Here is a 12,612-nt window from a genome sequence, read left to right as displayed (position 1 = left end):
TATTATACTAATGAAAAGACTTTTATTAGCCAGTACCTCTACTGTTTATGGAGGTACCTATCTGTCTTATTTACAAGAAGAGCTTACTGACTTTTTTGCAGGAATTGATAAAATTCTCTTTATACCTTATGCACGCCCCAGTGGTATCACTCACGATGAATATACCGCTATTGCACAGCAGGGCTTTGAAAAGATACAGAAGAGGGTAGTGGGGCTACATACCTTTGCCGACCCTAAAGCAGCATTAGCGCAAGCAAAAGCTATCTTTACAGGGGGAGGCAATACTTTTTTGCTTGTTACACGCTTGTACGAACTCGGTTTGATGTCTATTTTGCGCGAGGTGGTAGCTGGAGGGACGCCTTATATGGGTACTAGTGCAGGTAGTAATATAGCAGGACAGACGATGCAAACCACTAACGATATGCCTATTATCTATCCGCCTTCTTTTCAGACGCTGGGGGCTGTGCCTTTTAATATCAATCCGCATTATTTAGACCCTGACCCTCATAGCAAGCACAAGGGCGAAACGCGTGAAACTCGCATTAAAGAGTTTCATAAGTTTAACGATATACCCGTAATAGGTTTGCGAGAAGGCAGTTGGCTACGAATTACTGATGACCAAATAGAGCTAAAAGGCAATCTTACTGCCCGTGTTTTCTTAAAAGACCAGCCTCCTTATGAAACCACTGATTTAAGCCCTGTATACCCCTAAAAATAAAGAGACGATGTTTTTGAGCATCGTCTCTTTATTTACTAATTATCTAAAATTCTTAATTCATTTTAGGTGCAGCCATAGTGCCAGTGATTTCTATATCAAAAATCAAATCGCTATTAGGTGGGATAACATCACCTGCTCCTGCTTCGCCATATCCTAAAGTTGCTGGGATAAATACGCGTATCTTATCGCCTACTTTCATAGTGAGAAGAGCTTCTTTGAACCCAGGTATCAATTGAGCTGAAGGAGTATAAGGGAAAGGAATAGGTTGATAACCGTTTTGTTGCTCGCGCATAGCTTGGTATTTGCCATAACTTTCTTCTACTTCTTTGATGTTAGAGTCAAAAAGAGCCCCGTTGCGCAAATAACCTGCATAGTTTACCATTGCAAATTCGGTTTGCTTAGGTTGTTTACCTTCGCCATTGTTTATAGTAAAGATTTTTACTCCAGAAGGCAGTACTTTAGCTTGAGGTTCTTGCACTTTTATTTCTTCTAAAAACTTAGCAGAAGCACGTTTTACACGCTCTTCTTTCTCTTTTTCTCTTTCAGCTACACTTTTGAAGTAGTTGTCGAATACCTTTACAGCATCAAACTTTTCAGCGTCTTTTCCGTTGGCAACAATAGTGATATTCTTTATTTTGATGTCTTCATTAGGGCGGTCTTGACCATTTCTTGGAGCCTTAGCGATAGCATCTATCACCTCTTCACCTTTTACTGTTTCGCCAAATACTGTGTGTCTGCCGTCTAAGTGTGGGGTAGGTACTTGAGTGATGAAGAACTGGCTGCCATTGGTGTTAGGGCCAGAGTTTGCCATTGATAAAATCCCTTTTTTGTTGTGCCTAAGTGAGGGTACAAATTCATCTTCGAAGCGGTAACCAGGATCGCCCATACCAGTGCCGGTGGGGTCACCACCTTGTATCATAAAACCATCTATTACACGGTGGAAAATAGTACCATTGTAGAAAGGTTTTCCTTTGTATTCTACTTTTACGAAATTGTTTTTACCTTCGGCTAAGGTTACAAAGTTAGCTACCGTAGTAGGTACTTCTTTGTAGTTGAGTTTTACCACAATATGTCCCTTAGTAGTTTCGATGTCAGCAAAAAGACCATCGCCTAAATCTTTATAGGCTTTCTTTTGCGAATTGCAACTAAAGAATACAAACATTGCCGATAGCAATGCGATTAAATTCATTTGTCTCATATATACTTATTTAAATAAAATTACTTATTCAGGGCGAGGTAATACCTTCTCTGGATTCTTTTCTATTTTAAAAACTTCTATTTTGGCTATAATAGGCTGGTTATAGCTTATTTTATCTTTATCGCCTCGATAGCCATATGCCACGCTTGACGGAAAAAAGAACACCCCGCTTTCTTTCTCTTTTAATAGTTTGAGAGCTGAGCGCAAGCCTTGGAAAACTTCTTCTTTATCTACATGATAGCGGTATTCGCCATCAGGTTTTTCTTGGTACAGTTCATTACCATTTAGGTCTGACAGGCTATAGTCATAAGTTACTATATCGCCAAACTGTGCTGTGTAATCAGCTTCAGGGTTTTGGTGTAGGTAGTAAAACTTAAATCCGTGCTGAGAGTCTAAGAAAGTATGCAGCGTGTCCTTTTTGATGATATCGTCTATCAGCGCTTGCTCTTTTGCTAAGAGGGCTTTGTTCTTTACAGCTGATTCTTTCAAGAAAGTGCTAGTCTTCTTACTTACAGGATGGCGTGCTTGTCGGTCAGCACAACCTACCAAAACTATGCCAAGGGCACTTAGGAGGCCTATTTTTTTTAGTATATTCATTATTTTATTAACTGTTCTTTTGTATGAAATCAGGAAGTACACTTCTGAAGTAGGTTACAGCCTCTTCTATAGTGCCATCATATCTGCCGCCTGCCGCATTGATATGTCCGCCGCCGTTAAAATGCTCGCGTGCAAAACGATTTACATCGGTAGTGCCTTTAGAGCGCAATGACATTTTAACGTAATCCCCCTCTTGAATAAAAATCACTGCCAGACGGGTGTTTTTTATCGTCAGTCCGTAGTTTACAAAGCCTTCGGTATCGCCCTTTTGGTGGTTGTGCTGCTGTAACTCTTCAGAAGTCAGGGTGATGTAGGCAGTATCCCACTCTTCTACATACACCAAGTTTCTTAAGGCTACGCTTAGCAACTGTAACTTATTGTACGAATTGGTGTCGAATACCAGACTGTTTATCTGGCTATTGTTAGCCCCTTGATCTATCAAGAAAGCCCCAATTCTGAGCGTATCGCTGGTAGTAGTAGGGTATTTAAAATTGCCAGTATCGGTCATTAGCCCTGTGTATAGGCAGGTAGCTATATCACTATTTATAAGAGCTTTGTCGCCCATTGCTTCTATAAATCTGTACACCATCTCGCAGGTAGAACTCGCACTCGGGTCAGAAAAAGTTACTTGAGCGTAATCTTCTGGTGCTTGGTGGTGGTCTATCATTACAAAGGTAGCTGCTGTTTGCTTTTCTAATAGTCCGCTAAGACTATCAGCGCGCTTTAGGGAATTGAAATCAAGTGTGAAAATAAGCGTAGAAGCCTCTATTTGAGTTTTTGCCCTCTCTTGGTCGTTGTCGTATATGATAATATCATCAACCGCAGGTAGCCATTTTAAAAACTCAGGGAAATCATTAGGCGACACCACTGTAGCATTTAGCTGAAGCTGCCTTAGGTAGAGGCATAACCCCAAACAACTTCCGATAGCATCGCCATCAGGATTTTTGTGGGGTATAATGCTTATTATAGGCTGCTGCTGTAGCCACTTACAAGTTGTTTCAATATCGTGTGTATTCATATTATTGTCGCGCTTTTAGCTTTTTGATAAGTTCAGGCACTACACTGAAAGCATCGCCTACTACTCCGTAGTCGGCAGCCTTAAAGAAAGGAGCTTCAGGGTCGTTATTGATTACCAATTTCACTTTAGAACCGTTTACGCCTGCTAAGTGCTGTATAGCTCCTGAAATGCCGATAGCTATATAAAGGTTAGGAGCTACAGGTTTTCCGGTTTGTCCTACGTGCTCAGCGTGAGGACGCCAACCCATATCGGCAACGGGCTTAGAGCAAGCTGTTGCAGCCCCGAGTACTTCGGCAAGTTCCTCGATGATACCCCAATTCTCTGCCCCTTTTAGTCCGCGTCCGCCTGATACTACTATAGCAGCCTCGTCTAACGATACTTTATCAGTGCCTTTTTCGACAGCCGTTACTTGTACATCGAAATCAGTATCAGCAAGAGTAGGCACGAAAGGCGTTACAACTGCATCGGTAGGATTTTCTTTTACCCCGAAAGCATTGGGGGCAATGCTCAATAGTTTTACAGGAGTAGAAAGTTGCTGGATAGCGATAGCTTTATTAGAAAATACGTGGCTCTTTACGCTAAAAGTACTGCCGTTTTCGGGCAGCGAAATTACGTTGGCAGCGTAGTCAGCTTTTAGATAGATAGCCAATAGAGGGGCTATATGTTTAGCCTGCGATGAGGCACTGAGTACTACTACCTTAGCATCTTCTTGTGCTGCTGCTTGTTGTAGTGCGTGAGCTACCGCTTTAGCAGAAAAGTGTTGTAACTTTTCATCGTTTAGTGTCAAGACCTTATCTACCCCATAAAAACCTAGTTTTTCAGGGTTTTCTACATTTACAGCAAGGGCTACTAAAGGTACATTTTGTGCGGTAGCAAGGCTACGTGCATAGGTAGCTACCTCGTAAGCTGATTTCTTTACTTTTCCGTTTTCAGCATCAATATATATTAGAATGGACATTTTTTTACTTTTTAGGGGTTAATAAGTTAGATTACTTTAGCTTCGTTTTCGAGCAGATTGATGAGCGTGTCTAAATCATCGGCAGCTATCATCTTTACAGGTTGTTTAGCAGGCATTTTTTCAAAGCCAACAATAGTCGTTCCTTTGCTTGCTGCTTCAGCAGCTCGTACATCGATGGCTTTGGTACGCGCTGCCATTAGGTTGCGCATATTGGGTATGCGTAGGTCTTTCTCTTGGGTAAGTCCCTTTTGCCCAGCGATTACCAGTGGCAGCGATGCCGAAAGTAGCTCTTTGCCGCCTTCAACCTCGCGGGCTGCTGTTACGCTATTGCCTTCTATTTCTAATCCTATACATTTATTGATGAAAGGGAGGTTGAGCAGGGCAGCTAAGTAGCCGCCTACCATTCCACCGTTGTAGTCTAAGGACTCTTTGCCACAGATGATAAGGTCGTATGCCCCCTCTTTGGCTACTTTGGCTATTTCAGTAGCTACCATAAGGGCATCGGTAGGGGTGGCATCTATGCGGATAATGTCATCAGCCCCTATGGCATAAGCCTTGCGCAGTATAGGTTCTGTCTCGGCTGTCCCTACATTGATGAGGGTAATGGTTGTCCCCAATTTTTCTTTGAGCAATATAGCCTTAGTCAAGCAAAATTCATCATTCGGATTGATGATAAACTGTACGCCCGTAGGGTCGAATTTGCGATTATCAGGGGTGAAATTTATTTTGGAAGTAGTATCGGGAACACTACTGATGCATACTAATATCTTCATAATACTATTTGATAATAATGTTTACTTTTGAAAGGGTAAAAGTACGCTGTTTTGCGCAACTGTGCAAACTATTTGATAAAAAAATCGTACATTTGCACGCTAACTAATTGAAAATCTAATTGAAAGCAATGAACCCTCCTGTAGATGATATGCGCGTTTTAGGGCAATTATTGCGCTGCCCAGAAGGAGAAAAAGCACAAGCGGTAGGCGACTATCTTTTCTCTTCTAATAGCCAAATGATTTATACCACTATTGATTGTCTGCCTTTAAAAGCTCATATACGAGTGCTTGAAATAGGCTTCGGCAATGGCAAACACCTGCCTTATTTGCTAGAGAAAGCACCGCAACTACAGTATGTAGGAGCCGAAATCTCAGCAGCTATGGTAGCCGAAGCTATGGCTTATAACCACCAATGGGTGCAAGAGGGGCGTGCTACTTTCTGCCAAGTAACTGCTGAAGCATTGCCTATAACTGAACAACCTTTTCAGTTGTGTTTTTCGGTTAATACTATCTATTTTATCGATGACTTAGCACGCTATTGTGCCACTATCTATCAGAGGCTTGCCCCACAAGGATTGGTTGCACTGACGTTTATCGACAAGGCAGTAGGAGAGAAAGCCCCTTTTGCCAAAGAGGGATTTCAGTTCTATACCCCCGAACAGATAGCCGATATACTCGCTAAAGCAGGTTTTACAGCTATCAGTCAAAAGTCTTTTAGGGAAGTATTAACTACCAAAAACGGTAAAGAAATCACCCGTGACTATTGGGTAGTAACGGGTGAAAAATAGGGACTTACTTCATTTTTTGTACTAATTCGAGTTCATCTAAAGCTACAGTGGTGGTAAAGGCACCGTAATTGATGACGGCTTTTCCTTTTTCTATTTTGTCGATAGTACCCACACTGCGCCCGTCTTTTATACGGACACGGTCGCCGAGAGCCAGCGCGCGTTGTAACTTCTCTTTAGCAGCTCGTTCTTGTGCCATACGCTCTTTCTTCTCTTCCTTGCGCTGTTGGCGGATAGCCTCCATTTGCTGATGTACCTCTTCGGTAGTAGCTTTCTTTTCTTCTTTTTTCTGGCTGCGCTCTTCCTTGCTCAGCTGTTTGCGCTTAGCGTTTTCTGTCTCTATCAAACGCAGTATCTCGGCTATGAGCGGACGGCGTTTGCCATCGTAAAAGTAACGCTCCGCTAATTGGTCTACCCGCGATCCTAAGGTTATCATACGCTGACTTTGGTCGTACAGCTCTTGGTAGTTGATGAGTTTGCTCTTTATCTTGTCGTTTAGCTCTTCTAATCGTTTGGCCTCTTCGCGCGCTTTTATCTCCTCGTCTTTTAGCGTTTCGGCCGTCTTTTCCATTTTGCTGCGCTCTTTTTGCAGTTTGGCTATGGTGGCATCAAAGCGCACTTTTCCTTTTTCAATCTTTTTCTTAGCTCGGTTGATAAGGCTGAAAGGAATGCCATTTTTCTGTGCTACCTCAAAAGTGAAGGAGCTACCTGCTTCACCAATAATCAGCTTATAGATAGGTTCTAACGTCTTGTCGTTGAAAAGCATATTGGCATTAGAGGCGTGAGGCAATTCGTCGGCAAGTATCTTCAGATTAGTATAGTGAGTGGTGATAACCCCAAAGGCTTTGCGGTGGTAAAACTCTTCTAAGAAAGTCTCTGCCAAAGCTCCTCCCAGCTCAGGGTCGCTACCAGTACCAAACTCGTCTATCAGAAAGAGGGTGCGGTCATTGCATTTCCTCAGGAAATAATTCATATTCTTTAGGCGATAACTATAGGTACTCAGATGATTTTCAATTGACTGATTATCACCTATATCAGTAAGAATATGCTCGAATAGGCACATTTGTGACCGATGGTGTACAGGCACTAACATACCGCTTTGGAGCATCAGCTGTAGCAGTCCGATGGTTTTTAGGGTGATACTCTTACCCCCCGCATTAGGTCCGGATATTACAATAATGCGGTTATCATCCGTCAGCTCGATAGTCTGCGGATAGGTAGTAGCGCCCTTGCGCGCATTGCTAAGGTAGAGAAGAGGGTGATATGCCTCGCGCAGGGAGAGCGTGCGCTCTTCGGTTATATGGGGCAAAAGAGCGTGCATCTGATGGGCGTACTTAGCTTTGGCATAAATAAGGTCGATGGCTGTGATATAGCGCTGATAGTCCTTTAGCAGCTCTCTGAACTCACTTAAGAAAGCGGTGAGTTCGCGCAATATACGCTGTATCTCTTCGCGCTCATCATAGAGCAGGTTAGAAAGCTCGCGGGAGTAGAGCTCCGTCTGGCGAGGCTCTATATACACTATACTGCCCGTTTTGGAGCTACCCAGCACTGTGCCTTGCACCTTACGGCGGTACATAGCTTTTACTGCCAATACACGGCGATTATCGACCACCGTTTCGCGTATGTCGTCTAAATAGTCAGCAGTGTTGTACTCGGCAAGCGCACGACCGAAGCTCTCGTTTATCTTGCCTTTTAGCATACTCAGTTCGCGCCGAATATTTGCCAATGCAGGCGAAGCCTCACTCTTTATCTCGCCGTACTTGTCAAGCACTTTCTCGATAGCTGTAGTAATTTCAGTGGTATATTCTACACTATCAGCCGTAGCAAATAGAGTAGGGTAGAGCATAGCAAAATGCCTAAAGAAGGCTATTTGCGTATTTACCACCTCGCTTATTCGGTGTATGCGACTGATACCACTGGTTTCGAGCACTGCATTTTCTACTTTTAACAACTTAATTTCAGCCGATATAGGTTCGCAATAGTGTGAAGGGATAGCGTTGTTATTCTCTAATGAAGAGAGATACTCATTCACCTGCTGAAGAGCCATCCGCAGATTTTCTTTTTCGGTAAAAGGTTTGATGCGCAGCGCGTATTTCTTACCGAGTTCGGTAAGGCAAAGGGCTGCTATTTGGTTGAGTACCGTAGGGAACTCTAAGTCTTCGAGTGTTTTTGTATTCAAGGTAATGATGATATTAAGGGCTATAGGTAAGCCTTAGCCATAACAGGGTGCAAAAGTAGTGAATTTTTGTTAATAGACAATTGATTGCTTATCTTTTGGTGGGGCAAAAGAGACTGTCAAAAGGAATATTGCATTATTCGTAAGGTTTTGCTGTTTTTGTTGCTAATTTGATAATAGAATTTCTTTGGCATTCCTATATTCTTCGTATATTCATTGTATATCCTTCCTATACTCGAGGTATAATTGCGGAATTTTTAATATAAGTTGCGAAATAGCTAAAAAAACTCATATGGTTTAAAAACTTATAAAATTTGTTTATTTGAAAAAAAATATTTACCTTTGTGCTATCAATTTGTAACGAACTATGCGTTATACCCGACAGATACAGCTTTTTGGAGCTGATAACCAACAGAAGTTGCTGGAAAGCAAGGTGTTAGTAGTAGGAGTGGGCGGTTTAGGCTGTCCGCTATTACAGTTGCTCTCGTCAGTAGGCGTGGGCACGCTGGGCTTAGTTGATTTTGACAAAGTAGAAGCCCACAACCTGCACCGCCAATTTCTTTTTGACGAGGCTTGCGTAGGGATGCTTAAAACCGATGCCGCTGTAGCGCGTTTGCGAGCGCGCAACCCTCAGACGGTACTGCACGCTTACCCTTATGCCCTGACAGCTGACAATGTGTTTAGCACTATAGCCGATTATGATGTGGTGGTTGATGGCACTGATAACTTCAGTGTGCGCTACCTGCTCTCTGATGCTTGTGCTATCGCTCGCAAACCCTTAGTGTATGGAGCGTTGTATCACTATGAAGGGCAGGTGAGCGTTTTCAACGTTGAAAAAGACGGCTATACGACCTCTTACCGCGACCTTTTCCCCGTAGCACCGCAGCCTAATGAAGTGCCTACCTGTAATGAGGCGGGTATTCTGCCCACTATTTCATCGATGATAGCCCATTTTCAGGCAAATGAAGTGGTGAAACTCCTTATAGGCGACCTCAATAACGCACTTATTCATACTTTATTGCTGTTTAACACTCAGAATTATCAACTTACTAAAATAAAATACAATATGACGGACAAAAAAGCTCCCTCTACTGCTGAAGAAGTACAACAATTTAACTATCCCGCCTTCTGTCACCAACCTGTAGGAGACGAACTCACCACAGTTGAAGCCCTTGATGCTTTCTTAGCCCAAGAAAAAGCCGTTTTGGTAGATGTGCGCGAAGAGGATGAACAGCCCAAAATAGACCGATACACGGCTTTATCATTACCGCTCTCGGTACTGCCTACCCAATGGGAACAACTAAAGGCGTATGACCATATCTGCTTTGTATGTGTAGCAGGTGTGCGCAGTATGAAAGCCCTTAATTTTGCTAAAGAAGTATTGGCTGACAAAGACCTAAAGAGTTTTAAACAAGGCTTTTCGCCTTTAGTTAATGTGTAACCATAAAACCCTATATAATATGAAAAACATTTTTAAACAAGGGGCTATACCCGCTACATTGGTGGCTGAAAGCATAGCTAAACATCAGGTAAAGACGCAAATAGGCGGACATAGTATCTTCTTAGGACAGGTACGTGCTGACCAGATTGAGGGCAAAACGGTAAGTGCTATCCTCTTTACCGCTTATGAGGATATGGCAAACGAAAAAGTAGCTGAAATACGCGAAGACATCATCACAAAATACCAACTATCGTGTGCGCATATCTACCATTCGTTGGGCGAGATAAAGGCAGGCGAACTCTGTTTTTTCGTCTTCACCTCAGCCCCCCATCGGAAGGCAGCCATACAGGCTTGTGATGAAATGGTAGACCGCATCAAAAAAGAAGTACCTATCTTTGGCAAAGAACTCTTTGGAGATGGGACTCATCAATGGAAAACTAACAATTAATAAAAAATAAAGTGGTTAATATTACGCATAAAAGCAATACCCTGCGCCAAGCTATCGCTACCGCAGTAGTAGCCGTAAGTGCCGAAAGCACTATTGCAGCTATTAAAAACAATCAAGTACCCAAAGGGAATGTATTCGAGATGAGCAAGACAGCAGGACTATTCGCTGCCAAACGCACCAGCGATATGATACCTGACTGCCACCCGCTGCCTATTGAATATACACATATTAGCTTTGAGGTAAAAGAATTAGAGATACACATTTTTGTAGAGGTGCACACTATCTATAAAACAGGGGTAGAGGTAGAGGCAATGCACGCGGCTTCGGTAGTAGCCCTTACTCTTTACGATATGCTAAAACCTATTGACAAAGGCATAGAAATACGCAATATCCGTTTGGTAGAGAAGAAAGGAGGTAAAACTGACTACAAAGAAGCAGCCGAAGGGCTTACAGCATCGGTGATAGTATGTTCTGATAGTATTTTTGCGGGCAAGAAAGAAGATAAAGCAGGCAAGGCAATTATAGCACATTTAGAACGATATGCTATTCCGGCTACTTATACTATTATACCCGATGAAGTGGCTGATATACAGAGCCGTGTGAAAGAGGCTGTAAGTGCAGGTACCTCTTTAGTACTTATCACAGGAGGTACTGGCTTATCTCCTCGCGATGTTACTCCTGAAGCTGTACGTCCGTTATTAGACAAAGAAATAGAGGGAATAGCCGAGACTATTCGCAGCTACGGACAAGACCGCACTCCTTATGCTATGCTTTCGCGCAGTGTAGTCGGCACTATAGGTAATAGCTTAGTGCTTGCCTTACCAGGTTCGACCAAAGGAGCTACCGAGTCGATGGAGGCTATATTCCCTGCGGTACTGCATATCTTTAAAGTACTTAAAGGCGCAAGGCACGAGTAGAGAGACGAATTACGAAATAAGAAAGGCTTATGAGAAATAGAAAAGTTATCTTAATAGTATTATTAGTGCTAATGTTTGTATGTGTAGGATACCTAATTATAACCAGCAATAGTACATTAGCTAAAATAGTGTGGGGTATAGCAGGTATACTCTATACCATAACTTTTGTGCTAAGTATGCGGCAAAAAAACTGACAAACCTATAGTATAGATTTGTCAGTTTTTGATGGTTAGTTATCATTATCCTCCGGAATAGGGAGGGAGTAAAGCCAATTCGGCATTAGGGGGTATGATTGCCTCATCGCTTGCTTTTTGGTTGTTGATAATTACAAAATAGGTCATACTGCTAAGTGCAGGAAACGCTGTATGTAGCTGGGCTTTGAGCTCAGCTACTGTTTTTTTAGTGAAAGCAGTAGTATAGGTATCAGTACCTAATACTTCTGTCAGTTTTCCGAATACTTTAATTGTTATCATTGTTATTTGTTTGTTATATCAGGTTGAGCCCCTATGATGTCTCTTGTTTCTATATAATCCATCTCGTAGTGGTAAAACTTCTTAAAAAACTCTTGGGTAATAGGTACGATATCACCTTTGAAATACTCGGGGTAAGTTAGGCTTGCTAACCATATGCTACCCATAACACGTCCTAACCCCGGTGGGCGGTCTATCCAGCCAAAAGGACGCCAAGGCACTTGGTATACTTGGTTTTCCTTCACGGCGCGCAGTTGTTGCCATATCTTCTCTTGGCGGATAGCTTTATAGCTGTACAAATCGTCAAAATTACCCGACCATACCAATATCATATCAGGGTTCCAGCGGTAAATCTGCTCGATAGATACATTCGTCTTGCCTTTGCCAGGGAGTAATTCTACTTCGGCAATGTTCTTACCCCCTGTATAGTTGATAAGATAGCTATGCAATGAGGTAGGCGGTTCGGTTTGCAATCCGTTCATTCCTTCGGCATAGTAGATAGTCTTGCGTTTGGTTTTGGGTATAGTAGCTACTACTTTAGGAATGCTATAGCAGTATTTTTCTATGAAAGCATTGAGTTCTTGAGCTTCTTTCTCCTTGTGCAAGAGCGTCCCTAAGAGGGTAAGCGCTTGGGTATACTGCTCAAAATCGCCGCTAAATAGCACTACGGGTATCTTTGTTTTCTGCTGAAGTATGTCAGCTCGCTCTATTTCTTTAGCTCGTTCGGCTTCTGTTTGTAGCGATACCGTTAGCAGTATCACCTCAGGCTGTAGCTTGATAATCTCTTCAATAGGCGTACCTGTTACGTAGGGTTTTCTTTCGTAAAAACCTTTTTTTAGGTACTTCTTTTCGGAATCGTTGTAGTTAAACACCCTATTTACAGGTAGTAGCGTATCAAGCGCATAGATTAAATGCACTGAGGAGCGGTCTATAAAAGCCTTGCTGATGCTTTTAGGTACTAGTACTTTGCGTCCTGCCATATCGGTAAGAGTTACTTTTTCGGCAGAGGTATTTTCTGTTTGTTTTTTAGGGGTATTATCGCACCCTACCATTAGTAAGATAGCAATAAAAAGATATACATAATTTCTCATAGTGAAAGTATAAAAAATTGAA

14 protein-coding genes are annotated in these 12,612 nt (G+C 42.4%); 6 read left to right on the top strand and 8 right to left on the bottom strand.

The genetic code is table 11. From position 1 onward, the window contains the following. The first annotated feature begins 10 nt into the window (after positions 1-10). Complete coding sequence (gene pepE, locus FOC45_RS06060; RefSeq protein ID WP_009392186.1) at positions 11-712, top strand: dipeptidase PepE; 702 nt, start codon at positions 11-13, stop codon at positions 710-712. A 58-nt stretch (positions 713-770) separates the two neighbouring features. On the opposite strand, the gene FOC45_RS06055 is transcribed toward pepE, so the two are convergent. The 5 genes from FOC45_RS06055 to FOC45_RS06035 are packed head-to-tail and all read right to left on the bottom strand — an operon-like array spanning position 771 to position 5,262. Further along, positions 771-1,916, bottom strand: a complete 1,146-nt coding sequence (locus FOC45_RS06055; RefSeq protein WP_009392187.1) for a peptidylprolyl isomerase — start codon at positions 1,914-1,916, stop codon at positions 771-773. 24 nt (positions 1,917-1,940) lie between these two features. Beyond that, the gene (gene gldI, locus FOC45_RS06050; protein WP_009392188.1) at positions 1,941-2,513 is read right to left on the bottom strand and encodes a gliding motility-associated peptidyl-prolyl isomerase GldI; all 573 of its coding nucleotides are present in this window, start codon (positions 2,511-2,513) and stop codon (positions 1,941-1,943) included. Between the two features lie 7 nt (positions 2,514-2,520). After that, positions 2,521-3,531 (bottom strand): bifunctional oligoribonuclease/PAP phosphatase NrnA, encoded by a 1,011-nt coding sequence (locus tag FOC45_RS06045; protein ID WP_009392189.1) that lies wholly within the window; start codon positions 3,529-3,531, stop codon positions 2,521-2,523. A gap of 1 nt (position 3,532) precedes the next feature. Beyond that, a complete protein-coding gene (locus tag FOC45_RS06040) occupies positions 3,533-4,489 on the bottom strand; it encodes an electron transfer flavoprotein subunit alpha/FixB family protein (RefSeq protein ID WP_009392191.1) in 957 nt (318 codons plus the stop codon). A 26-nt stretch (positions 4,490-4,515) separates the two neighbouring features. Next, positions 4,516-5,262 (bottom strand): electron transfer flavoprotein subunit beta/FixA family protein, encoded by a 747-nt coding sequence (locus tag FOC45_RS06035; protein ID WP_009392193.1) that lies wholly within the window; start codon positions 5,260-5,262, stop codon positions 4,516-4,518. A gap of 128 nt (positions 5,263-5,390) precedes the next feature. On the opposite strand from FOC45_RS06035, the gene FOC45_RS06030 reads away from it, so the two are divergent. Continuing rightward, entirely contained in the window at positions 5,391-6,050 is a 660-nt protein-coding gene (locus tag FOC45_RS06030) for a class I SAM-dependent methyltransferase (protein ID WP_009392194.1), read from the top strand. 4 nt (positions 6,051-6,054) lie between these two features. Here the strand turns inward: FOC45_RS06030 and FOC45_RS06025 are convergent, their stop codons facing one another. Beyond that, positions 6,055-8,226 carry a DNA mismatch repair protein MutS gene (locus tag FOC45_RS06025; RefSeq protein ID WP_009392196.1) on the bottom strand — a complete coding sequence of 724 codons (2,172 nt, stop codon included), beginning with the start codon at positions 8,224-8,226 and terminating at the stop codon, positions 6,055-6,057. 364 nt (positions 8,227-8,590) lie between these two features. Here FOC45_RS06025 and FOC45_RS06020 point away from each other — a divergent pair, with 364 nt between their 5' ends. From FOC45_RS06020 to FOC45_RS06005, 4 genes are read left to right on the top strand one after another with little or no spacing between them, the layout of a single operon-like run. After that, entirely contained in the window at positions 8,591-9,664 is a 1,074-nt protein-coding gene (locus FOC45_RS06020; RefSeq protein ID WP_009392202.1) for a HesA/MoeB/ThiF family protein, read from the top strand. Positions 9,665-9,683: 19 nt separating this feature from the next. Then, positions 9,684-10,112 (top strand): molybdenum cofactor biosynthesis protein MoaE, encoded by a 429-nt coding sequence (locus FOC45_RS06015; RefSeq protein WP_034539232.1) that lies wholly within the window; start codon positions 9,684-9,686, stop codon positions 10,110-10,112. An 11-nt stretch (positions 10,113-10,123) separates the two neighbouring features. Further along, the gene (moaCB, locus tag FOC45_RS06010; protein ID WP_009392204.1) at positions 10,124-11,029 is read left to right on the top strand and encodes a bifunctional molybdenum cofactor biosynthesis protein MoaC/MoaB; all 906 of its coding nucleotides are present in this window, start codon (positions 10,124-10,126) and stop codon (positions 11,027-11,029) included. 29 nt (positions 11,030-11,058) lie between these two features. After that, a complete protein-coding gene (locus FOC45_RS06005; RefSeq protein ID WP_155846614.1) occupies positions 11,059-11,223 on the top strand; it encodes a hypothetical protein in 165 nt (54 codons plus the stop codon). Positions 11,224-11,268: 45 nt separating this feature from the next. Here FOC45_RS06005 and FOC45_RS06000 read toward each other — a convergent pair whose 3' ends face one another. Both FOC45_RS06000 and FOC45_RS05995 read right to left on the bottom strand, forming a co-directional pair. After that, positions 11,269-11,502, bottom strand: coding sequence for a MoaD/ThiS family protein (locus tag FOC45_RS06000; RefSeq protein ID WP_009392207.1), 234 nt, complete (start codon positions 11,500-11,502; stop codon positions 11,269-11,271). A gap of 2 nt (positions 11,503-11,504) precedes the next feature. Further along, the gene (locus FOC45_RS05995) at positions 11,505-12,590 is read right to left on the bottom strand and encodes an ABC transporter substrate-binding protein (protein ID WP_009392209.1); all 1,086 of its coding nucleotides are present in this window, start codon (positions 12,588-12,590) and stop codon (positions 11,505-11,507) included. Between the last annotated feature and the right edge of the window lie 22 nt (positions 12,591-12,612).

The organism is Capnocytophaga sp. FDAARGOS_737 (genome assembly GCF_009730375.1).
Classification (GTDB): Bacteria; Bacteroidota; Bacteroidia; order Flavobacteriales; family Flavobacteriaceae; genus Capnocytophaga; species Capnocytophaga leadbetteri.
This window is presented reverse-complemented; position numbering and strand designations above follow the sequence as displayed.

Bases quoted from the DNA above. Each gene is read 5' to 3' on its own strand.
- FOC45_RS06040 (WP_009392191.1), bottom strand. From the start codon at position 4,489: ATGTCCATTCTAATATATATTGATGCTGAAAACGGAAAAGTAAAGAAA.
- pepE (WP_009392186.1), top strand. From the start codon at position 11: ATGAAAAGACTTTTATTAGCCAGTACCTCTACTGTTTATGGAGGTACC.
- FOC45_RS06030 (WP_009392194.1), top strand. From the start codon at position 5,391: ATGAACCCTCCTGTAGATGATATGCGCGTTTTAGGGCAATTATTGCGC.
- FOC45_RS06000 (WP_009392207.1), bottom strand. From the start codon at position 11,502: ATGATAACAATTAAAGTATTCGGAAAACTGACAGAAGTATTAGGTACT.
- FOC45_RS06015 (WP_034539232.1), top strand. From the start codon at position 9,684: ATGAAAAACATTTTTAAACAAGGGGCTATACCCGCTACATTGGTGGCT.
- FOC45_RS06005 (WP_155846614.1), top strand. From the start codon at position 11,059: ATGAGAAATAGAAAAGTTATCTTAATAGTATTATTAGTGCTAATGTTT.
- FOC45_RS06020 (WP_009392202.1), top strand. From the start codon at position 8,591: ATGCGTTATACCCGACAGATACAGCTTTTTGGAGCTGATAACCAACAG.
- FOC45_RS05995 (WP_009392209.1), bottom strand. From the start codon at position 12,590: ATGAGAAATTATGTATATCTTTTTATTGCTATCTTACTAATGGTAGGG.
- FOC45_RS06055 (WP_009392187.1), bottom strand. From the start codon at position 1,916: ATGAGACAAATGAATTTAATCGCATTGCTATCGGCAATGTTTGTATTC.
- gldI (WP_009392188.1), bottom strand. From the start codon at position 2,513: ATGAATATACTAAAAAAAATAGGCCTCCTAAGTGCCCTTGGCATAGTT.
- FOC45_RS06045 (WP_009392189.1), bottom strand. From the start codon at position 3,531: ATGAATACACACGATATTGAAACAACTTGTAAGTGGCTACAGCAGCAG.
- FOC45_RS06035 (WP_009392193.1), bottom strand. From the start codon at position 5,262: ATGAAGATATTAGTATGCATCAGTAGTGTTCCCGATACTACTTCCAAA.